17 protein-coding genes are annotated in these 19,863 nt (G+C 69.7%); 4 read left to right on the forward strand and 13 right to left on the reverse strand.

Translation table 11 applies throughout. From position 1 onward, the window contains the following. Positions 1–171 precede the first annotated feature (171 nt). Positions 172–678, forward strand: a complete 507-nt coding sequence (gene greA / locus FCK90_RS05465) for a transcription elongation factor GreA (RefSeq protein ID WP_158033294.1) — start codon at positions 172–174, stop codon at positions 676–678. A 150-nt stretch (positions 679–828) separates the two neighbouring features. Here the strand turns inward: greA and ilvA are convergent, their stop codons facing one another. Continuing rightward, the gene (gene ilvA, locus FCK90_RS05470; RefSeq protein ID WP_158033295.1) at positions 829–2,076 is read right to left on the reverse strand and encodes a threonine ammonia-lyase; all 1,248 of its coding nucleotides are present in this window, start codon (positions 2,074–2,076) and stop codon (positions 829–831) included. 56 nt (positions 2,077–2,132) lie between these two features. Then, positions 2,133–3,773, reverse strand: a complete 1,641-nt coding sequence (locus tag FCK90_RS05475) for an AI-2E family transporter (RefSeq protein ID WP_158033296.1) — start codon at positions 3,771–3,773, stop codon at positions 2,133–2,135. 86 nt (positions 3,774–3,859) lie between these two features. On the opposite strand from FCK90_RS05475, the gene FCK90_RS05480 reads away from it, so the two are divergent. Next, positions 3,860–4,462 carry a nitroreductase family protein gene (locus tag FCK90_RS05480; protein ID WP_158033297.1) on the forward strand — a complete coding sequence of 201 codons (603 nt, stop codon included), beginning with the start codon at positions 3,860–3,862 and terminating at the stop codon, positions 4,460–4,462. A gap of 123 nt (positions 4,463–4,585) precedes the next feature. Here FCK90_RS05480 and FCK90_RS05485 read toward each other — a convergent pair whose 3' ends face one another. Next, positions 4,586–5,392 carry a Bax inhibitor-1/YccA family protein gene (locus tag FCK90_RS05485; protein ID WP_158033298.1) on the reverse strand — a complete coding sequence of 269 codons (807 nt, stop codon included), beginning with the start codon at positions 5,390–5,392 and terminating at the stop codon, positions 4,586–4,588. 305 nt (positions 5,393–5,697) lie between these two features. Here FCK90_RS05485 and FCK90_RS05490 point away from each other — a divergent pair, with 305 nt between their 5' ends. Next, positions 5,698–6,075 carry a metal-sensitive transcriptional regulator gene (locus FCK90_RS05490; RefSeq protein WP_158033299.1) on the forward strand — a complete coding sequence of 126 codons (378 nt, stop codon included), beginning with the start codon at positions 5,698–5,700 and terminating at the stop codon, positions 6,073–6,075. 6 nt (positions 6,076–6,081) lie between these two features. On the opposite strand, the gene FCK90_RS05495 is transcribed toward FCK90_RS05490, so the two are convergent. From FCK90_RS05495 to FCK90_RS05530, 8 genes are all read right to left on the reverse strand, one after another. Next, complete coding sequence (locus FCK90_RS05495) at positions 6,082–6,696, reverse strand: TetR/AcrR family transcriptional regulator (protein WP_181954206.1); 615 nt, start codon at positions 6,694–6,696, stop codon at positions 6,082–6,084. Further along, entirely contained in the window at positions 6,693–7,448 is a 756-nt protein-coding gene (locus FCK90_RS05500; protein WP_158033301.1) for an ABC transporter permease, read from the reverse strand. Before FCK90_RS05500 ends, FCK90_RS05495 begins: the two co-directional genes overlap by 4 nt. Continuing rightward, positions 7,445–8,293 (reverse strand): ABC transporter ATP-binding protein, encoded by an 849-nt coding sequence (locus FCK90_RS05505; protein ID WP_246180020.1) that lies wholly within the window; start codon positions 8,291–8,293, stop codon positions 7,445–7,447. The genes FCK90_RS05500 and FCK90_RS05505 overlap by 4 nt, the downstream gene beginning before the upstream one ends. A 109-nt stretch (positions 8,294–8,402) precedes the next feature. Then, complete coding sequence (locus tag FCK90_RS05510; protein ID WP_158033302.1) at positions 8,403–10,769, reverse strand: AAA family ATPase; 2,367 nt, start codon at positions 10,767–10,769, stop codon at positions 8,403–8,405. Beyond that, on the reverse strand, positions 10,762–11,421 hold the full coding sequence (locus tag FCK90_RS05515; RefSeq protein WP_158033303.1) for an HAD-IA family hydrolase: 660 nt from the start codon (positions 11,419–11,421) through the stop codon (positions 10,762–10,764). The genes FCK90_RS05510 and FCK90_RS05515 overlap by 8 nt, the downstream gene beginning before the upstream one ends. 68 nt (positions 11,422–11,489) lie before the next feature. Continuing rightward, on the reverse strand, positions 11,490–14,015 hold the full coding sequence (locus tag FCK90_RS05520; protein WP_181954207.1) for an excinuclease ABC subunit UvrA: 2,526 nt from the start codon (positions 14,013–14,015) through the stop codon (positions 11,490–11,492). After that, positions 14,012–15,520, reverse strand: a complete 1,509-nt coding sequence (gene cls / locus FCK90_RS05525) for a cardiolipin synthase (protein ID WP_246180021.1) — start codon at positions 15,518–15,520, stop codon at positions 14,012–14,014. Before cls ends, FCK90_RS05520 begins: the two co-directional genes overlap by 4 nt. A 309-nt stretch (positions 15,521–15,829) precedes the next feature. Next, positions 15,830–16,705: a helix-turn-helix domain-containing protein gene (locus tag FCK90_RS05530; protein WP_158033304.1), complete on the reverse strand. Its 876-nt coding sequence runs from the start codon at positions 16,703–16,705 to the stop codon at positions 15,830–15,832. A gap of 119 nt (positions 16,706–16,824) precedes the next feature. Between FCK90_RS05530 and FCK90_RS05535 the strand changes: the two genes are divergently transcribed. Further along, a complete protein-coding gene (locus FCK90_RS05535; RefSeq protein ID WP_158033426.1) occupies positions 16,825–17,367 on the forward strand; it encodes a VOC family protein in 543 nt (180 codons plus the stop codon). 45 nt (positions 17,368–17,412) lie between these two features. Here FCK90_RS05535 and FCK90_RS05540 read toward each other — a convergent pair whose 3' ends face one another. Next, on the reverse strand, positions 17,413–19,041 hold the full coding sequence (locus FCK90_RS05540) for a class I adenylate-forming enzyme family protein (protein ID WP_158033305.1): 1,629 nt from the start codon (positions 19,039–19,041) through the stop codon (positions 17,413–17,415). Further along, complete coding sequence (locus tag FCK90_RS05545) at positions 19,038–19,805, reverse strand: enoyl-CoA hydratase/isomerase family protein (RefSeq protein ID WP_158033306.1); 768 nt, start codon at positions 19,803–19,805, stop codon at positions 19,038–19,040. Before FCK90_RS05545 ends, FCK90_RS05540 begins: the two co-directional genes overlap by 4 nt. Positions 19,806–19,863 lie beyond the last annotated feature (58 nt).

The raw sequence follows: 19,863 nt of genomic DNA on the forward strand, positions 1-19,863 counted from the left end.
CGCCGGGCCGAGAAGCTCAGAGTGCTGGTGATCACGCCCCATCCGTTAAACTGGGGTGCCTGATCACACGGCCCCCGGGCTCGAGGCATCTGCGCGGAACACCTGCGGAGCCCCCCGTTGCGGCCGTGTTCGATCGGCCGAGGACCATCATCAGATAGAGAGAAGACGACTGTGCCCGAGACCCCCGAGAACCAGGGTGCCTGGCTGACCCAGGAGGCCTACGACCGCCTCAAGAAGGAGCTCGACTACATCTCCGGTCCGTATCGGCAGGAGATCGTCGACCGCATCGAGGCCGCCCGCGAAGAGGGCGACCTCAAGGAGAACGGCGGCTACCATGCGGCGCGCGAGGAGCAGGGCAAGAACGAGGGCCGTATCATCCAGCTGACCGCTCTGCTGGACACCGCCGTGGTGGGCGAGAAGGCCGCCGACGACGGCGTGGCCGAGTCCGGCATGGTGGTCACCGCCAAGGTCGCAGGCAACGAGATGACCTTCCTGCTGGGATCGCGCGAAGTGGCCGAGGACCTGGTGGGCGACTCCGACATGGAGGTGTTCTCCGATCACTCCCCCATCGGGGCCGCGATCAAGGGCCACAAGGCCGGCGAGAACGTGTCCTACCAGGCTCCCAACGGCAAGGAGATCGCCGTCGAGATCCTCGAGGTCAAGCCCTTCCACGGCTGAGACCATCGGCTGAGCCCTCTGCACGGCGGGCCAGGTGAACGACGACTGCTGAACGACGACTGCGGGGCCCGGCGTACGCCGGGCCCCGCAGTCGTCTCCTGTCCCCGTGGTCATCGGCCTGAGCCTGCTGCACGGACCGGCTCCGCCCGTCTAGTGGACGACGACGGGGCGGTAGCCTTCCGCCTCCAGCGCCTCCAGGACCTGCCGGGAGTGGGCGTGGCCCTTGGTCTCCATGTCGATCGTGATGGAGACGTCGCCCATCGCCAGGGAGCCGCCGATCCTGGTGTGGTCCACGCCGGTCACGTTGGCGTCCAGCCGGGAGATCACGCTGGAGATATGGGTCAGCTCACCGGGCCGGTCCACGAGCATCATCTTGATCGTCATGTACCGTCCCGCCGCGGCCAGGCCGCGCTGGATCACCTTGAGCATGAGCATGGGGTCGATATTGCCGCCGGAGAGCACCACGACCGTGGTGCCCAGATCCCCGTAGGTCTGCTGCAGCTTGCCGTCCAGCAGGGCGGCCACCCCCACGACGCCGGCCGGCTCGACCACCAGCTTGTTGCGCTCGAGCATGAAGATCAGCGACTCCGCCAGCCGGTCCTCGGAGACCGTGACGACGTCGTCGGCCAGTTCCTTGATGATCTGGAAGGGCAGCTGTCCCGGCTGGCCCACGGCGATGCCGTCCGCGATCGTGGACACCTTCTCGAGGGACACCAGGGCGTCACCGGCCAGCGAGGGAGGGTAGGCGGCGGCGTTCTCGGCCTGTACGCCGATCACCCGCACGGGGCGGCCTCCCTGCGCCTCACGCGCCTTCATGGCCACGGCCAGCCCGGCCAGCAGCCCTCCGCCGCCGACGCCGGTGAGGACGGTGTCGACGTTCGGCACCTGCTCCAGGACCTCGAGCCCCAGGGTGCCCTGGCCCGCGATGATATCCGCATGGTCGAAGGGGTGGACGAAGACCTTCCCGGTCTCCTCCGCGGCGATCCGGGCCGCGGCAAGAGCCTCGTCCACGTTGGCCCCGTGCAGTACGACCTCCGCGCCGTGGTCCTGGGTGGCCGCGACCTTGGGAAGAGCCGCACCGCGGGGCATGTAGATCGTGGCCTGGATCCCCAGCCTGCGCGCCGCCAGGGCCACGCCCTGAGCGTGGTTGCCAGCGGATGCGGCGACCACTCCCCGGGACTTGGCCTCCTCGGAGAGCTGGGCCATGCGGTTGTATGCGCCGCGCACCTTGAAGGAGCCGCTGCGCTGAAGGTTCTCCGCCTTGACCCACACCTCGGAGCCGATCATCCGGGACAGCGCCCGGGAGTGCGCGACGGGGGTCTTCTCCGTCACGCCTTCCAGGAGGGCTGCTGCGCGTTCGATGTCGGACAGCTGAACGGGGAGTTCTTCCAGGGTCATCTTCCTGCTTTCGGCACTCGCGTCGGACGAGAGCGCTGACACCTCGTGATCGAGCATCACGGACGCCCGTCGTCGTCGGACCTCGGCCCGTTGTCCGCCCCGTCCTCGCCCCCACGGCGCCCGGTCTCGGAGCCGGGACGCTCCTGGGGGAAGTCCTGGGGATCGATGTTGGGGTTGCCCACGATGCGCTCGTCGCTCTCCCGCCCGAGGTCCCGGCCCAGGCCGGTCGGCAGCCGGGCAGCCTCGGAGGTCTCCGCGCCCGTCGGCGGATGGGTCTGAGCGGAGCGCTCAGACTCCCGGAGATCGTCGACCTGCTCCTGGAGCAGTTCCTCCCGGCGCGGGTCGGAGTCCTGGATCGTCTCCGCGGCGGCGACGGCCAGCTCCTTCTCATGCTCTGCGGTGGCCTTCTCGACCTCCTTGTTGTGCTCGCTGGCCTCCTCGTTGTGCCGCGAACGGGAGAACCGCCGGAACTGCTGCAGCACCTGCTCGCGGGTGAGCTCCTGCTTCGAGGCCAGCTTCCGGATCTCCCACGGGAAGTAGTAGGGCTGCCAGGCGATGTCGGGGTCGTTGCGCCAGCCCTGGCCCGCCAGGTAGCGCACCACGGAATTGATGACGGCCAGCAGCGGGACGGAGAACAGCGCGCCCAGGATGCCCGCGGTCACCGAACCCGTGGCCACGGCCAGGAACACGGCCAAGGGATGCAGGGAGACCGCCTTGCCCATGATCAGCGGCTGGAGCACGTTGGACTCCACCTGCTGGACCAGCAGGACGACGCCCAGCATGGCCAGGGCGATCCACGGGCCGTTCGCGACGAGTGCGACCAGAACGGCGATCGCACCGGTCACGATCGCACCCACCAGCGGGATGAACGAACCCAGGAACACCAGGATGCCCAGCGGCACCGCCAGGGGCACGCCCAGGATGGCCGCACCCAGGCCGATGCCGATGGCGTCGATCATGGCCACGAAGCCCTGGATGCGCACGTACTGCACGAGCGAGAGCCATCCGCGGCGTCCGGCGCCGTTGATGGCGGGCTGAGAGGGGCGCGGGAAGAGCCTGACCAGGAAGAGCCAGATCTTCTCCCCGTCGGCCAGGAAGAAGAGCAGCGTGAACAGCATGATCACCATGCCGGTCACGATCGTCCCCGCGGTGGAACCGAAGGAGATCGCACCGGAGACGATGGTGGAGGAGTTGTTCTGCAGCGCGGCGAAGGCCTGGTCGACCCAGTCGTTGAGGGTGTCCGTCGAGATGTCGAACGGCAGATCCTCCAGCATGCCCACCAGCGTGTTGATGCCGCGCATCGCGGAGTCGCTGAGCTGGCTGAAGCCGAGGATGATCTGCTGGCCGGCCAGTGTCAGCAGGCCGAGGACCACCGCGATCAGCCCGAGTTCCACCACGGCGGCCGCCAGGAACGAGGGGAAGTGCTTGCTCCGCAGCCACTTGACCGCGGGAGACACCAGGCCGGCGAGCAGCGCCGCCAGCAGGACGGGGATCCAGACGGAGGTGAAGTAGCTCAGCAGCCACCCCGCCACGACGACCCCGGCGAGGATCGCGATCAGCCGCCAGGACCACGCCGCCGCGACGCGGACGGACACGGAGACGCCGCCTGCATCGGATTCAGAGCCGGCCGGCAATCCCGGTCCGGCGGTGAGCACTGGTTCCGGGCCGGCCTCCGGCCGAAGGTTCGTTGAGGACATGATGACCATTTTCGCATTGATTGATTCGGATGACGGACATCGTGTATGCCATCACGCACGAGTCGTCGAGGTGCCATGATGGATATATGTCCATCCACTTCTTGCGTATTCTCGCCCAGCGCCGCCGCGCCTCTGCCATAACGTCCGAGGCGCCTGCACGTGAGGAACTCGAGAAGATCGTAGCCGCAGCGGCCGGCCCCCAGGATACTGAGGAGCCCCTGACCTGGCGACTCGTCGGCACGTATCGTTCCGAGGCCGCCGAGCTGGCTGCCGCGTTGTCGGGCATGAAGAACACGCCCGATCCCAGTGAAAGCACTCCCCGGCTGAAGGGCAAGCACATGCGCCGGGTGGCGGCTTTCCGCGGATCGCTGGCGTTCGCCTCCAACGGCGGGATGGCCCTCGCGCTGATCTTCCAGCCGCAGCAGGACTTCGACCAGCCCAAGCGGGTCCAGCGGGGCCAGGCCTTCGCGGCGCGGACGCTCCTGGAGGCCGCCTTCTTCGCGAGCGGCTGGGGTACGCAGTGGTCGCCCCGCAAGAGCCCGGACGAAGAGCTCATCGCCGACTTCTACGGTCTCTCGGAGGACGAAGAGGTGCTCGGCTGGCTGTTCGTGGGGCGTCCCGACCACGAGCATCTCGATCGGCACACCGCAACGCTGCCCCCTGCCCCGGTGCCCCTGGAACTGCGCTGACTCTCCACGCCCTCCGGACCGGGCGCGGAAGGACGAAGACCCCCATCCGTGACGGATGGGGGTCTTCGTCCTAGCCGGCCGTCACGATACCGGGATCGTCACGGCACCGGCCGGAATCTCTCGTCAGTCCTGCTGGAGCAGGGACAGGATGCGCAGGATCTCGAGGTAGAGCCAGATCAGGGTCACGGTCAGGCCGAAGGCGGCCGACCAGGCGTACTTGCGGGCGATCCGGCCGATGCCGTGCTCGATGTTCTCGAAGTCCATGACCAGCGAGTAGGCGGCCAGCAGGATCGCGATACCGCCGATGACCACGCCCAGCGGCAGGCCGAAGATCTCGACATCGGAGCGGACGTTGAAGCCCGCGAACATGGACAGGCCCAGGTTGACCAGGCCGAAGACCAGGTATCCGATCATGGCCGCGACCACGATCTTGGTCAGGCGGGGGCTGGTGCGCAGGATGCGGAGCCGGTAGAGCACCAGCACGACGGCGAACACCCCGATGGTGCCGATCACGGCCTGCACCACGATGCCGGGGTAGATGCTCTGGAAGATCCCGGAGATACCGCCCACGAACAGGCCCTGCGCCACGGCGTAGGCCATGATCAGGACCGGGGAGGGCTCGCGCTTGAAGGCGTTGACCAGCCCGAGGACCAGGCCCACGATCATGGCGGGGAAAGCGAGCATGGGCACGGCCCAGCCGATGACGGCGAAGACGATCACCGTGCCCAGCGTGAGGCTGGTGCGCATGACGACGTCGTCGAGGGTCATCCGGCCGGTCTGCTCGGCGGAGGCCGCGGGGGCCTCGTACCAGCCCTGCATCTGCTCGGCGGAAGGAGCCTGTCCGTACTGCCCGCCCTGCTGACCGTACTGCGGGGCGGCGGGAGGCGTAGTGTGCTTGGAATTGAAGTCGCGGAGCAACGGGTTGCTCATGGGGGTGTCGTCCTTTCGGGCTGCTCCCACTGGAGCCCATATGTACATGGGTGGATCGCTGGAAGCAGGGCGGTGGGCGTACGGAAATTCCTGGACAACGCTACCAGGTGAACCCCCGCTGTCCCCCGGGCTATCCTGCAGGCGAACGGGGCTTCATCGTTTTGTCACCCGAAACCCTGATCCCCCTCTTGAAAGTTATACCCCGTACGGGTATATGTGATGACAGTAGTACGGGCATCGGACCTTTCGCCCGCACATGACCTGCCCAGGGTCTATCCAGGACCCGCCCAGAAACCCGCCCAGACATGAGGAGCACACCAGTGACTGACACCGTGGCGCCGGCTCAGGACACGCCGGCCTCGAGTTCGGGCTCCGACGAGGCAGCCCACGATCCGGCCGCCCATCACGGCTACCTCGGCGACAAGGCCAGGTATCTCGCCCGCCTCAAGCGCATTGAGGGCCAGGCCCGCGGGATCCACCGGATGGTCGACGAGGACAAGTACTGCATCGACATCCTCACCCAGATCTCAGCCCTCACCAGCGCCCTGGAGAACGTGGCCCTGGGGCTCCTGGACGACCACCTCAAGCACTGCGTGGTGGAAGCCGCGCAGCAGGGCGGGCCGGAGGCGGACGAGAAGATCGCCGAGGCCTCGGCGGCCATCGCGCGCCTCGTGAAGTCCTGACGCCCGTCAGTCCCTCCCGGCCCCCGGCCCCGGCTCCGGGGTATCCACCTCGGGGGTGGCCACGTCGCCCGTGAGGTAGCGCTGGACGGTCGGACCGACGAGCGCCGCGACCTCCTCGGCCGGCATCGACCGGATCGGCTCGACCCCCACGAGCTTGCGCGCCACCAGCAGCCCGGCCATCTGGGTGACCACCAGCGCGACACGGCGCCTGGTGTGACCGTAGCGGTCGATCCGCCCGGGCAGCTCCCGCAGGATCACCCCGAACAGGAGGTCCTGCACCACGGGCGCCCCCTCCGGGGAGGCGATGACGGTGCGAGCCGTCGAGATCAGCGCGTCGGAGACCTCCGAGTCCCACATCCGCACGGCGGCGGACACCAGGCCCTCCCCCAGCTGGTCGTCGGGAAGTCGCAGCACCCGCCCGACGGCCGCACCGAGCTCGGCGGGCAGCTCGGTGGCGGCGAGGAACAGCTCCTGCTTGGTTCCGAAGTACCGGTGCACCAGGGCCTGGTCCACGCCTGCCGCCACGGCGATCGAACGCACGGAGGCGCCGTCGTAGCCGCGTTCGGCGAAGGCCTGGCGGGCCGCCGACAGGATCCGGTCGCGCGTCCTCTGCGCCTTCACCGAGTGCTCCGCGGCATGGTCAGGGCCGCCAGGGCCAGTGCTCCGGCGGCGAAAGCCGCCAGTGCCACCACGTCCCAGGTGAAGTCCGAGCCCATGGCGGCATTCTCGCGGACGTGGGACAGGGCGTCCACGGCGTAGGTCAGCGGCAGGACGTCGGCCACCCATTGCAGCGCCCTGGGCATCAGGTCGGTGTCCACCAGCAGGCCGCACAGGAAGATCTGGGGGCCGATGAACAGCGGCATGAACTGCACCGCCTGGAACTCGGTGCGTGCGAAGGCGCTGGCCAGCAGTCCGCATGCGATCCCCACGGTGGAGGACAGGGCCGCCACCAGGATCACCCAGCCGGCCGCTCCCGCCGTCGTCACCCCGAGGAACCAGTAGGTGACGGCGCACAGGACCAGCGACTGGAGCACGGCCGTCCCGGCGAACGCCGTGGCGTAGCCCGCGATCAGGTCCACGCGGTGAAGCGGGGTGGTCCAGAGCCTCTCGAGGGTGCCCGTGGTGCGTTCGCGCAGCATGGCCACGGAGGTCACGGCGAACATCAGCAGCATCGGCAGGATCCCCAGCATCGTCACCGCGATTCGCGGGAAGGGCCCTTCCACGCCGGGTGGCACCGGGACATCCCGGAAAACGTAGTAGAGCAGGGTCAGAAGCAGCGCGGGCACCGCCAGGATGAGGGCCAGCGTGCGATGGTCGGCCAGGAGCTGCTGCACGATCCGCACCGTGCTGGCGGCGTAGGTCTGCGGGTTCATGCCGCCTCCCCGTGGGCGATGACGGCCAGGAAGGCCTGGTCGTAGGTTGCGGAACCGGTGGTCTCGAGCAGCGCTGCGGGAGTGGTCCTGCTCAGGATGGTGCCGTCGCGCATGAGCACCAGCCGGTCGCAGTGCCCGGCTTCGTCCATGACGTGACTGGAGACCATGATCGCGGTTCCCCCGCCGGCGATGGCCCGGAAATGACCCCACAGCTCCTCGCGGGTCACGGGATCCAGGCCGACGGTCGGCTCGTCGAGGATGAGCAGTTTCGGGCGGGCCACGAGCGCGCAGGCGAGGGAGGCGCGTGAGGCCTGACCGCCCGACATCGAGGAGACCTTCTGCCGGGCCTGCCCGGTCAGGCCGACGGTGCGGATGGTCTCCTGCACCTGATCGTCGCTCGCGCCGTAGAGCCGGGCGAAGTACCGCACGTTCTGCAGCAGGGTGAGGTCCTTGTAGACGGCGGCCGCCTGGGTCACGTACCCCACGTCGGACCGCAGCTCGCGGGAGCCCGGTCTGGCGCCGAGGACCACGACCCGCCCGCCGTGCGTCTTCTGCACCCCCACGATCGAACGCATCAGCGTGGTCTTCCCACACCCCGAGGGCCCGAAGAGCCCGGTGATGCTCCCGGCCGGGAGCCGGAGGTCGACGCCGCGCAGTATCTCCCGCCCGGCCTTGCGCACCACGAGACCCTCGATGGCCACGACGGCATCCGCCCCGCCCGTCGTTCCGCTTGCCGGCGTACCGGCTCCGGTATCGATGCCGGTATCGACGTCGGTATCGACGTCGGCGCGATGCCTGGGCCTGCGCTGCGGCGTCGCGAAGTCATCAGCTGATGATGTCATCATGTGATGACACTACGTCCGCGGAGGTCCGGGAGCAAGAGAAAGGCCCCGATCCGAAGGAGAGCTCGCCGAACCCTCGCTGATGTCCCGCTTCACCATCTGAAGCGGGACATCAGCGAGGGTTCGGCACCTGCCTGACGACGACGGAGGGCACCTGCGGCTGCGCCGTCGTCCGCATGTCCGGCGGGTTCCCTCTCTCCGCCCAGGCGAGGAACTCGTCGGCGGTGAACACGGGTTTGGCGAACCTCACGGCGTTCTGGGCCTTACGGGACTGGGAACCGGCCTCGGCGCAGATCAGGGCGTCGCAGCGCGTCTTGGTCACGGTGGCCACCGGGACCAGTCCCCGGGAGACGGCCAATTCCTCCATGTCGAGCCGGTCGAGAACGCGCCCCGCGGGGTCGATCGCCGTGCCCGTGAAGCACACCCGTGCCCCCGGGTGCAGGACGGTGCCGATGTCCTGGCTCTCCGCCTCCGCGGAGGATTCGTCGAGGATGGGCCGGCCCAGGCGGTGCTCGAGCACCCGCACGACCGCCTGCGCGACGGCGTCCAGGCGCGATCGACGCGAGGCCGCTCCCAGCATGCCGGCGAGCGCCTCCTCCGCCTCCCCGGCTGAACCTCCGCCCGACGGGCCTATCACTTGGAAGACCACTTCGCTCCCGGACCCGGCCCTGCGCGGCATCAGGTAGCCCGCCCTGCCCGCCGGCCCGGAGAACGCCTCGGCCCGGTGCCCATGACCTTCCGCGGATCGGGCGATCTCGCGCACGGTTCGCGCGCGTTCGAGCGCGGTCCGGGCGGCGAGCCCGCGGCGCTGGGCCGGGGTCGCGGAGGCCAGTGGGAGGTCGTGACCCAGGGGCATCGTGACCACGGACCCCATGCGCTTGAGCTCGTGGTCCAGCCAGCCGAGGTCGCGGTCGATCTGCGGGCCCACCGGCGTGCGGCCCTCCAGGTGCGGCTCCAGGGCGGCCCATGCCTCGGTCAGCAGCGGGGCCAGCTGGACGTCGGCCGCGGTGATGCCGTGCTCCCGGCGGGCCTCGCCCATGTCGCGGGTGGGGTTGACCAGGGTGGTGAGCTCGGTTCCGTCGTCGGTGACCAGCGCAATCTCCGCGGGACGGGGGCGCCACCGCTGGCCGACGTCCCCCACCGTGCACATCCCGATGTAGACCTCGCCCCGGGACGTCGCGTCCGCTCGACCCGCTGAGAGGAACCGCCGGACGCGCTGGTCGACCTTCAGGTCCTTGGCCAGTACATCCCGGCGCAGCACCAGCCCGTCCATGGAGGTGCAGCGGCTCAGCGCCACGTAGAGCTGACCGTCGGCGAAGGTCCCGCCGGTCAGGTCCACCACCACCCGGTCCAGGGTCTGGCCCTGGCTCTTGTGGATGGTGACCGCCCACGCCAACCGGAACGGCAGCTGGGTGTAGGTACCGACCAGATCGTGGTGCAGCACGCCGTCGTGGACCGCGGGGCGCGTGACCTCCCAGGTATGGGGGCGGACCTCGCCGTGCGAGCCGTCGGGCAGCTCCACCACGACCACCTGTTCGCCGTGCTCGCGGTAGTGGTCCACGATGCGCGCGATGGTCCCGTTGACCCATCGATCCCACGGGTCGTTGGTCAGCATCATGACCTGCGCCCCCGTCTTGAAGGTCAGCCGGTCCTCCGTGGGACGCTCGAAGCCGTCCAGGTCCCCGGTCTGCTCCGCGGGATACGTGCACTCGGGATCGGGCAGCTGCCCCAGCATGGCCCGGTTCCGGGAGGCGGCCATGCGGTTGGTCGTGGTCAGCGTCAGCCAGAACTCGTGCAGGGGCGGGACGAACTCCCGGTCGGTCCGCGTGTTGAGCACCTCGCGCGCCTCCTGCAGCAGCGCTCCCTCCCGCACCGCGTTGAGGATCTCCACCAGCCGGGGGTCCCCGACCTGCCGGAACACCCGGCTGAGCTCCACCATGGGGAAGGCGCCGAGGGCGTAGTGCTTGGCGGCGAAGAAATACGGGGAGGCGTAGACGGACTCGAAGTAGCCCCGTTCCCCCTCCGAGACGACCGGCGGGAGCTGGTACAGGTCACCCACCAGCACCATCTGCACTCCCCCGAACGGCTCGCCGGGCCTGGGCCCGAACCGTTCGAGGGCGATGGCCAGGCAGTCGAACAGATCGGCGCGCACCATCGACGCCTCGTCGATGATGAGCGTGTCCAGGTCCTTGAGGGTCGCCGCGAAGCGCCCGGGATAGTAGCCGTTACCGCGCACCGTCTCGGGGCTCATGGAGGCGGGGAACGAGAACAGCCGGTGGATGGTGTACCCGCCCACGTTCAGCGCGGCGATCCCCGTGGGAGCGGCGACGACGACATTGCGATCCGTGCCGCCTATGAACCGCCTGATCAACGTGGACTTTCCGGTACCGGCCTTTCCCGTGAGGAACAGGTTCTCCCCGCGTCTGAGGCGCGCGAGGGCATCCTCGAACTCGTCCGTGAGGACGAAACCTCTAGCCAACCGGAGCCTCGGCCACCGCGACGGTCAATCCCGCGTCCCCGGCCGTCACGGAGACGGCGGTCAGGTCGGCCACGACGGCGTCCGCGTCGGTCAGCTCTACGGCGTCGTGCGATGTGGCCACCGCCAGCACCCGCGCCCCGGAGGCGCGCCCGGCCTTCAGGCCCGCGGGAGCATCCTCGACGACCAGGCACCGGGCGGGGTCGACGCCCAGTATCTCCGCCGCCTTGCGATAGCCCTCCGGATCAGGTTTCCCGACGACGACGTCCTCCGCCGTCACCAGGGTCTCCGGGACCGGGATCCCGGCTGCGGCCAGACGTGCCTGCATCAGCCCGCGCGGACCGGAGGTCACCGCGGCCCAGCGAGACGGGGGAAGGGAAGCCAGGAGCTCGCCCGCCCGGGGAAGCGCGACCACGGAATCCAGCTCGGCCATCTCGAGGGCGTACACCTCCGCCGCAGCCTCCGCGACCTCGCCCTCCGGCAGCAGGTCCGACAGCGTATCGGTCGAGCGACGCCCGTGGCACACGGCCAGGACGGCATCGGCGTCGAATCCCCTGCTCTTGGCCCAGGTGGTCCAGGAGCGGTTGACGGCGGGCGTCGAATCGATCAGGGTCCCGTCGATGTCGAACAGGATCGCGTCCACTTCAAAGCGCATGGGCACCACGGTACGCGGTCGTCGGCACCGCGATGCCGACGACCGCGGCCGCGACGGCGACGGTGGACTCACTTCCCCGCCAGATGCTCCCCCAGGTAACGCCCCGTGATGCTGTGTTCGTCGGCCGCGACCTGCGCCGGAGTGCCGGCCGCCACGATGCGCCCGCCGTCCGCGCCGCCCGAGGGACCCATGTCGATGACGTGGTCGGCATTGGCGATCATGTCCAGGTCGTGCTCGATGACCACGACGGTGCCGCCCTGGTCGAGGAGCCGCTGCAGCACCGTGATCAGCACCCGCACGTCCAGGGGATGCAGCCCGACGGTGGGCTCGTCGAAGACGAACACCGCCCGCCCTTGCCCGCGATCGAGCTCGGAGACGAGCTTCAGCCGCTGCGCCTCGCCACCGGACAACGCCGGCGTGGCCTCCCCCAGCGTCAGGTAGCCGAGCCCGACGTCGCGCAGGGCCTCCAGCCGCGTGCGCACCTTCTTGAGGTCCGCCACGTGCTCGATCGCCTCGGCCGCCGTCAGCCGCAGCAGCGACGGAAGCGACCAGGCGCCGTCCCCCGTGGCCGAGGGCCGGAGGTGAGCGTCAGTCTCGGGCGCGTACCTGCCGCCGTCGCATTCGGGGCAGACGATGTCCACGTCGGGCAGGAACTGCACGTCCAGGGAGATCTCCCCCGTGCCCTGGCAGCGCGGGCAGCGCAGCGAGCCGGTGTTGTAGGAGAAGTCGCCCGCCGTGAGCCCCGCGGCTCGTGCGGAGGGCAACCTGGCGTACGCGCGGCGCAGTTCGTCGAGCACGCCGGAGTAGGTCCCGACGGTGGAGCGCACGTTGATCCCGATCGGCGTGGCGTCGACCACGTTCACCCGCTCGATGCCGCCGGCGTCGAGCTCGGCGACATGGGCCGGTCCCTTTTCGCCGGGAGCGGCCTTCAGCGCGGGGACCAGGCTGTCGAGCACGAGCGTGGTCTTGCCCGAGCCGGAGACCCCCGTCACCACGGTCAGTCTGCCGCGCGGGATCCGCACATCGAGCGCGTGCACGGTATGGACGGGGGCGGTGCGCATCCGGATCGTTCCCTCGGCGAAGGTCCTCTCCGCCGGGGCGGGTTCGCGGACCACGACCTCTTCGCGGCCCGTGAGGAAGCCGCCGACGAGGGAGCCCGGGTCCCGGCCTACCTCGGCAACGGTACCGGTGGCGACGATCGTGCCGCCTTCGTGTCCCGAGCCGGGCCCGATCTCGACGAGGTGGTCCGCCGCCCGCAGCACCTGCGGGTCGTGGTCGACCATCACGACGGAGTTCCCCTCGGCCAGCAGGTCCTCGATCACGCCGTGGAGCCCGCGGAGGTTGGCGGGATGCAGGCCGATGGAGGGTTCGTCCAGGACGTACAGCACGCCGGTGGTCTCGTTGCGCACGGCCCGGGCCAGTTGTACGCGCTGCCTCTCCCCGGTCGAGAGGGTCGCGCCCGGGCGGTCCAGGGCGAGATAGCCCAGTCCCAGGTCGAGCAGCCGCCTGCACATGCCGAGGAGGGCGGCGACCAGGCTGTCGCACATCGGCTGCATCTGCCCGGGGAGGGTGTCCGGGACGGCGCCCGCCCATCCGGTGATCGCCTCGAGCGTCAGGGCCGTCACCTCGGAGAGGTTCCTCCCTCCGATCGTGGGCGCCAGCGCTGCCGTCGACAGCCGTGTGCCGTGGCAGGCCGGGCAGGTGCGTTCGGTCAGGAAACGGCTGACCCTGGCCAGGCGCCGTTCGTCGGTGGCGCGCTTGAGCTCCTCCGTGACCGTCAGGCGGGCGTTGCGGAAGGTGAAGTCGAGTTCGTGGACGCCCTTCTTCGAGGTCACCGCGATGTGCTTCTTCTCCTCGGGGCCGCCGAGGACGATCTCCTTCTCCCATGCCGTCAGCTCGCGCCACGGCACGTCGGTCCGCACCCCGAACTCGCGGGCGATCTGCGGCTGGACGTTGAACCCGAACATCTGCCAGGGGATCACCGCGCCGTCGTCGATCGTCATGACCTCGTCGCGGATGAGCGCGGCGTCGTCGACCTCGCGCACCGTGCCCGTTCCCGCGCAGGAGGGGCAGGCCCCGGCCGAGTTGAAGGCGAGCGCCTCGGCCCCTGGGGCCTCGAAGGAGGCGCCGCACACCGGGCAGACGATCGGCACCTCCGCGGCGACCGCCAGGGTGGGCTCCTGACGGTGCCCGTTGGGGCAGACGTGCCGGGCCAGGCGGGAGAACATCAGCCGGATCACGTTGAGCAGCTCGGTCGAGGTGCCGAAGGTCGAGCGGACACCGGGCACGCCGGGCCGCTGACGCAGCGCCAGCGCGGCGGGCACGTGGGAGACACGGTCGACGTCGGCGCGCGCGGCCTGGCCCATCCTCCTGCGGGTGTAGGTCGACAGCGCCTCGATGTAGCGTCGCGACCCTTCCGCGTACAGCACGCCCATCGCGAGCGATGACTTGCCCGATCCCGAGACGCCGGCGATCCCCACGAGGGCTCCCAGGGGGATGTCGACGTCGATGTCCTTGAGGTTGTGCACGCGGGCGCCGCGCACCTCGATCACGGAGCTGCCGGGGTGCCGCCCGCCGGAGGGAGGGCCGCTCACTGCAGCGCCGAGGTGAGCCGCATGACGGATTCCGTGTAGCGCCTGACCACGGAGCGCTGAGCCCACCGGTCGGCGTCCAGGACCGAGCTGCGTGCCGCGTAGTCGGAGATGACCTGCTGAAGCTGCTGGACGATGTCGCCGCCGTAGGCGAGCAGGCTGATCTCGTAGTTGAGGCCGAAGGAGCGCATGTCCATGTTCGAGGACCCCATCACGGCGCAGACGTCGTCGACGATGAAGCCCTTGGTGTGCAGGACCTCGGGGGCGGGGTAGAGGTAGATCCGCACTCCCGCGTCGAGGAGGGCCTGGTAGTAGGAGGACTGGGCCCGGTCGACCATGAACTGATCGGCCTCCTCGCTCACGTAGAGCTCCACGTGCACACCGCGATGCGCGGCTGTGGTGACGGCGGCCAGAAGGGACTCGTCGGGAACGAAGTACGGGCTGACGATGGCCAGCCGCTCCCTGGCCATGTACATCAGGGAGGTGAAGGCGCGCAGATTGGGGTCGGTCCGGAATCCGGGACCGGAAGGGATCAGCTGCACGGCGTTGTCCGCGCCCCCCACCTCCGGGAGCCTGCCGTGCCGCGCGGGCAGCACATGGTCCTCGAGGCTCTCCTCGTCCCGGACGTGCCGGTAGGCGTGGATGTCGATCACCTCGCCGGTCTCGCTGTACCAGTCCACGGCGAACACGGCTTCGAGGGAGGAGACGATCTCGCCGGTCAGCTTGATCGTGATGTCGTTCCACCGCCTGCCGAGCTCGGCGTTCTTCTTCGATCCGTACGTCGCCTCGATGAGGTTCTGGGAGCCCATCACCGCGACACGACCGTCGACCGTGAGCAGCTTGCGGTGGTTGCGCAGGTCGATCCGGCGCATCTTGCCTCTCAGGGGCTGGAAGGGGAGCATGAGCTGCCACTCGATCCCGGCCTCCGTCATCCCCTTGAGGAAATCGCGGAAGCCCGGGTACTTCCTCGAGCCGATGTGGTCCAGCAGCACCCTGACTTTCACCCCGCGGACGACGGCGTCCTCGAGCGCCTGGAAGAAACCCTCCGTCGCCGGGTCCCTGGCCATGATGTAGATCTCGACGTTCACCGACTCCCGGGCCTCCTCCACGAGCCGGGTCATCCTGTCGATGCTCTCCTCGTAGTTCGACAGCACGCCGTGATTGGTGCCGGTCACCATCGGCAGTGCTGTCAGGGACCGGGACAGCCCCACGATGCCGCGCAGGTCGGGTGGGACGGTCACCGACTCGGGGATCGTGGGCAGGTCTGCCGCGCCTTTCTCCAGGAGCTCGTTCGCCTCCTTCTGGATCCGAGCGCGCCGTCTGTTGATGAAGGGGCTGCCCAGGAGCAGGAAGAGGGGCACGCCAACGACCGGCAGGAAGAGGATCAGCAGCAGCCATGCGGTCGAGGACGAGGGCCGTCGGTTCTCCGGGACCACCCCGATGGCGATGATCTTGATGATGTACTCCAGGGCCACGAACACCCCGGCGACCACTCCCCCGCTCAGCACGCCGGCACCCCGGGACGACTCCGCCGGTGTGCTGCTATATCACCTGCGGTACCAGCGGTGGCGCGCACCGGACTCACCGGGCCGCCCTGCAGCCGGTCGCACCCCTGCTGGACCCTGCCGTTCTCCTCGGATGGCTCGCGGTGGCGTGGTCGGTCATGGCGGCTCCTCGGTGGCTGGCGAAGGCTACGGCTCGGCGCACGGAATTCGTGGCACCGCATAACCGTATGCGCTGCGCTTCCTTTCGTCACCGGTGCGTCCGCCGATGACCGTCGGAACATGTCACCGGCCCGGAGAGGGCGGGCGCCGTCTTCACGAGTGCCCGGATGCGCTGCGGTAGGCATGCGGGGCGATGCCGAGGACACGCCGGAAGTCGGCGCTCAGGTGCGCGTGATCGGCGTAGCCGAGGTCGGCGGCCACCTGCGCGATGGTCAGGGAGGGATCCTCGCGCAGCCGCTGGGCGGCTTCCTGGAGCCGGTACCGGCGGATGACGGCCAGCGGTGTGAGGCCGACGTACCGCCGCGCGAGGCGCTGCACGCCGCGGACGGAGATACCGAGGCTGTCGGCCACCTGGTCGATGCGCACGATGGTGCGATCGCCGGCGATCAGATCCTCCATCGCGTTGGCCAGCGCCCCGCCTTCATCCGGCGGGGCAAGATGACGAGCCGCCCACTCCGAGTAGGCCCTGATGGCGCGGTCCCCGGTCTTCTCTGCATCAGGGCCGGTGCCAGAGTCCCCGTGCTCGTCATCGCCGTCGTCGCCGCGGCCTTCGCCGTTGTCCGCACGGCGCATCGCGGCGGTGACGGTCCGGTGCAACTCGGGCGCCTCGAACGGCGTCTCGGCGTCCCGGAGGGCGCCGGGGTCGCGCAGCAGCGAAGCGATCCCCGCCGGACGCAGAAGGGCGCCCAGCACCCAGCCGCTGCCCCGGAGATCACGATGCGACGCCCGGGTCGTGGGGCCGGACAGTGAGACCCCGTCCGGCCCGACGACGAGGTTGGACGCCGGGAACGGCAGCACCTCCTGCCGGGAGACCCGGCCCGGTGCGAGGTTCCAGCTGGGCAGCCAGAACCAGCGCACGAGCCCGGCCAGCTCGGCGGGCGCCTGCTCCCTGTGGAACGAGGGCAGCCTGGCGGGGTACAGCACCCCGCGTCCGTCGCTGGGACCGGCGGGACCGGCGGGACCGGCCATCGTGTCCTCCCCTCGCGGGCTCCTCACAGCCGTTGGACGGCCGTTCTCCGGCCCCGTCGCGAATCTTCAAGCCGCCGCAGGCGGGCCGTGCCTAGGCTCGGCCCATGAACGAGAACACCATGAACAACGCCACGAACGACAAGACGAATAACAACACCGCATCCCGTCGCGGGGTCTCGGGAGAGCACACCACCGACGGCGTCCCGCACGGGTCGACCAGCCTCACCCCGTTCCTCGCCGTGCGGGGTGCGGCGGATGCCATCGAATTCTACCGGTCGGTGTTCGGCGCCCGCCTGGTCGATGCCACGGAGATGGGCGGCGTCGTCGTCCACGCCGAGCTGGACTTCGGCCACGGCAGGCTGCAGATCGGCGAACCGAGCCCCGCGTTCGGGCTGGTGCCCGCACCGGAGGGCGACAGCGATTGCTATTCGATCGGGCTCTACTGCCCCGACGTCGACGCGACCGTGGAACGAGCCGAACGGGCGGGGGCGACGATCCGTGAGCCGCTGAGCGATTTCGTGTCCGGGGACCGTTTCGCCTCCATCCGGGACCCGTTCGGGGTGCGCTGGTCGATCATGTCCCGTATCGAAGATCTTTCCGAAGCCGAGAGCGCTCGCCGGGTCGCCGACTGGGCGGCCGCGCAGGAGGCCGGGGAGAGCTGAGCCGGGCTGCTGCCGGCCGGCGCTTCCTCCCCGGCCACCTGACGATCACGCCGTCCGCGACACCGCCGCTCCGAGGTCCCGGGGCAGGCGGTGCTTCGCGATCCGCTGGCTCGGGGTGAGCGGCATCTCGTCCACCACCCGGGCGTACCGGGGGACCTGGAACCTCGCGAGCCGGCTCTCCCCCCACGCCAGGATCGCCCGGGGATCGAGCTGCCTCCCCTCGGCGGCGGTGAGCACCAGGAGCATCTCCTGCTCGCCCACCTGCGCCTCGACGCCCACGACGGCGCAACGGTCGACGTCGGGGTGCAGGCCGAACACGCTCTCGATCTGCCAGGCGGAGACGTTCTCCCCGCGCACGCGGATGCTGTCGCTGCCCCGGCCGGCGAAGTGGAGCCTGCCCTGCCGGTCCAGGTAGCCGAGGTCGCCGGTGCGGAACCATTCGCCGTCCCGGGCCTTCTCGCTGGCGTCCGGATTGCCCAGATATCCCGCCGTCAAGAGGCCCGGCACCCTGCCTCGAACCCGTACCTCGCCGTTCACGGAGTCATTCTCCGCGCCGTCCCCGGCGGAGGACGCTCCGCCCGATGAGCCCGATGAGCCCGGGGATGCGCCGCTCTCCGCGGGGTCGGTGGCGATCTCCACCCAGGGCAAGGGCCGGCCGACTCCGCCGTCCACCTCGTTGCGGTTGACGGTGACGATGCTCGAGGTCTCGGTCATGCCGTAGCACTCGTGAAGCGCGAAGTCGTAGCGCTCGTGACAGGCGGCGCGCACCTCGGGGGTCGCTCCGGCTCCCCAGGCGATCCTGACCCGGTTGTCCAGCTCCTCCGCGGTCACCGGCAGTTGCAGCAGGATCTGCAGGACACCGCCGAGATAGTGGATATGGGTCACGCCGAAGTCGGCCACGTCCTGCCAGAACCGCGAGGCGCTGAACTTCGGCGCGAGCGCGAGCGTGACCTGCCTGAACAGCGGCAGGAACACCACCTGGGCACCGCCGATGTGGAACAGCGGCTCCCAGACGTAGAACACGTCCCCGGGCCGGGGAGTCGTGACCTCGATCGCGCCCAGCACCGCGGCCCGGAGCATCGTCTCGCTGACCAGGGCTCCTTTGGGCGGCCCGGTGGTACCGGAGGTGTACATGAGCAGGCAGGCGTCCTTGCGGTCGCCTGCCGGCTGCACCCTCGGGCTGTCGTCCCCTCTGGCGTCGTCCTCGCCGGTGAGCGAGAAGACCACCGGCACCTCACCGAGCTCTCCGGGCAGCGCCGGGCCGGCCACCGCATCGGCCCCGAGCTGCTCCGCGAGAGACCCGGAGGCCTCCGTCACGACGGCCGTGGCTCCGGAATCGCGCAGCTGGTGCCGCAGCGGCTCGCCGATGAGCTGCGGATTCAGCGGTATCCACAGGGCACCGAGCCGCAGGACGGCGAAGATGAGCACCACCTGCTCGGCCTCTGTGGGCAGCGCGATCGCGATCCGGGAGGACGCCTCCGCCCCCCGGCCGCGAAGCTGGGTCACCGCATCGTCCACGCGGCGATTCAGCTCACCGACGCTGACGACGCCCTGCCGGTCCTTCAGGTAGGGCCGCTGAGGATCCACGCGGGCCAGCTCCTCCAGGGCCTCGGAGAGGCCGGGACCGTGGATGAACCGCTCCGCCTCCGCCAGGCTCGTGCTGTGGCCGGTCACTTCGAACGCGCATCCTTCTTCGCCACGAAGCTGCCCGCCGTCCGCTGGGGCTCTCCATCGCCATAGGCGTGCTTGTCGGCCTCAAGCGCCGCCGCGAACGCGTCCTCCAGCCCGGGCATGAGCGTGGCGCGGATGCGCTGCTTCGTCAGCGCGAACGCCTGCTTCGGCAGCGACGCCAGCTCCCGTGCCAGCTCGATGCTCCGTGCCAGGACCTCCTCCTGGGGGCGGATCTCCGCGATCAGGCCGAGATCCGCCGCTTCCCGGGCGTCGAGAAGACGACCGGTGAGCATCATCTCGGCGGTCTTGCTGTACCCCAGGGACTGCCACGTCAGGTACATCCCCGTGATGCTGGGAATACCGGAGCGCACCTCCGGCTGCCCGATCCTCACCCCGGCGTGCGCAATCCGCAGGTCGCACAGCAGCGCCAGCTGATACCCGGATCCGGCGGTGACGCCGTTGAGCGCAGCGATCACCGGCTTGGAGTTCGAGAGCACGGCGTCGTAGACCTGACGGAAGTTCTCCAGCCACTCCTCGACGTGGTTCTCCGTGAAGCCGGCCACCTCGTTCAGGTCCTGGCCCGAGCAGAACGCCCGGTCGCCGGCACCGGTGATGACGATGCCGTCGACCTCCGGGTCGGCGTCCAGCTCGTCGAGCCTGACCCCCATGTCGCGCTGCATCTGCTGGGTCCACGCGTTCAGCGCCGCGGGATTGTTCAGCGTGATGATGCCGATGCGGTTGTCGATGGTCACGTCCAGTGTGGGCATTGCGCGCTCCTCGGTTGTTTCCCTGATGGGCTTCTGGGTGTTCGGTTCTTGCGGGTGT

The organism is Kocuria coralli, from assembly GCF_008831305.1.
GTDB lineage: Bacteria > Actinomycetota > Actinomycetes > Actinomycetales > Micrococcaceae > Kocuria > Kocuria coralli.

Excerpts from the sequence above, each read along its gene's own strand:
- FCK90_RS05475 (WP_158033296.1), bottom strand. The coding sequence starts at position 3,773 with ATGTCCTCAACGAACCTTCGGCCGGAGGCCGGCCCGGAACCAGTGCTC.
- FCK90_RS05505 (WP_246180020.1), bottom strand. The coding sequence starts at position 8,293 with ATGATGACATCATCAGCTGATGACTTCGCGACGCCGCAGCGCAGGCCC.
- FCK90_RS05530 (WP_158033304.1), bottom strand. The coding sequence starts at position 16,705 with ATGGCCGGTCCCGCCGGTCCCGCCGGTCCCAGCGACGGACGCGGGGTG.
- FCK90_RS05485 (WP_158033298.1), bottom strand. The coding sequence starts at position 5,392 with ATGAGCAACCCGTTGCTCCGCGACTTCAATTCCAAGCACACTACGCCT.
- ilvA (WP_158033295.1), bottom strand. The coding sequence starts at position 2,076 with ATGACCCTGGAAGAACTCCCCGTTCAGCTGTCCGACATCGAACGCGCA.
- FCK90_RS05500 (WP_158033301.1), bottom strand. The coding sequence starts at position 7,448 with ATGAACCCGCAGACCTACGCCGCCAGCACGGTGCGGATCGTGCAGCAG.
- FCK90_RS05490 (WP_158033299.1), top strand. The coding sequence starts at position 5,698 with ATGAGGAGCACACCAGTGACTGACACCGTGGCGCCGGCTCAGGACACG.
- FCK90_RS05535 (WP_158033426.1), top strand. The coding sequence starts at position 16,825 with ATGAACAACGCCACGAACGACAAGACGAATAACAACACCGCATCCCGT.
- FCK90_RS05515 (WP_158033303.1), bottom strand. The coding sequence starts at position 11,421 with ATGCGCTTTGAAGTGGACGCGATCCTGTTCGACATCGACGGGACCCTG.
- FCK90_RS05480 (WP_158033297.1), top strand. The coding sequence starts at position 3,860 with ATGTCCATCCACTTCTTGCGTATTCTCGCCCAGCGCCGCCGCGCCTCT.
- FCK90_RS05545 (WP_158033306.1), bottom strand. The coding sequence starts at position 19,805 with ATGCCCACACTGGACGTGACCATCGACAACCGCATCGGCATCATCACG.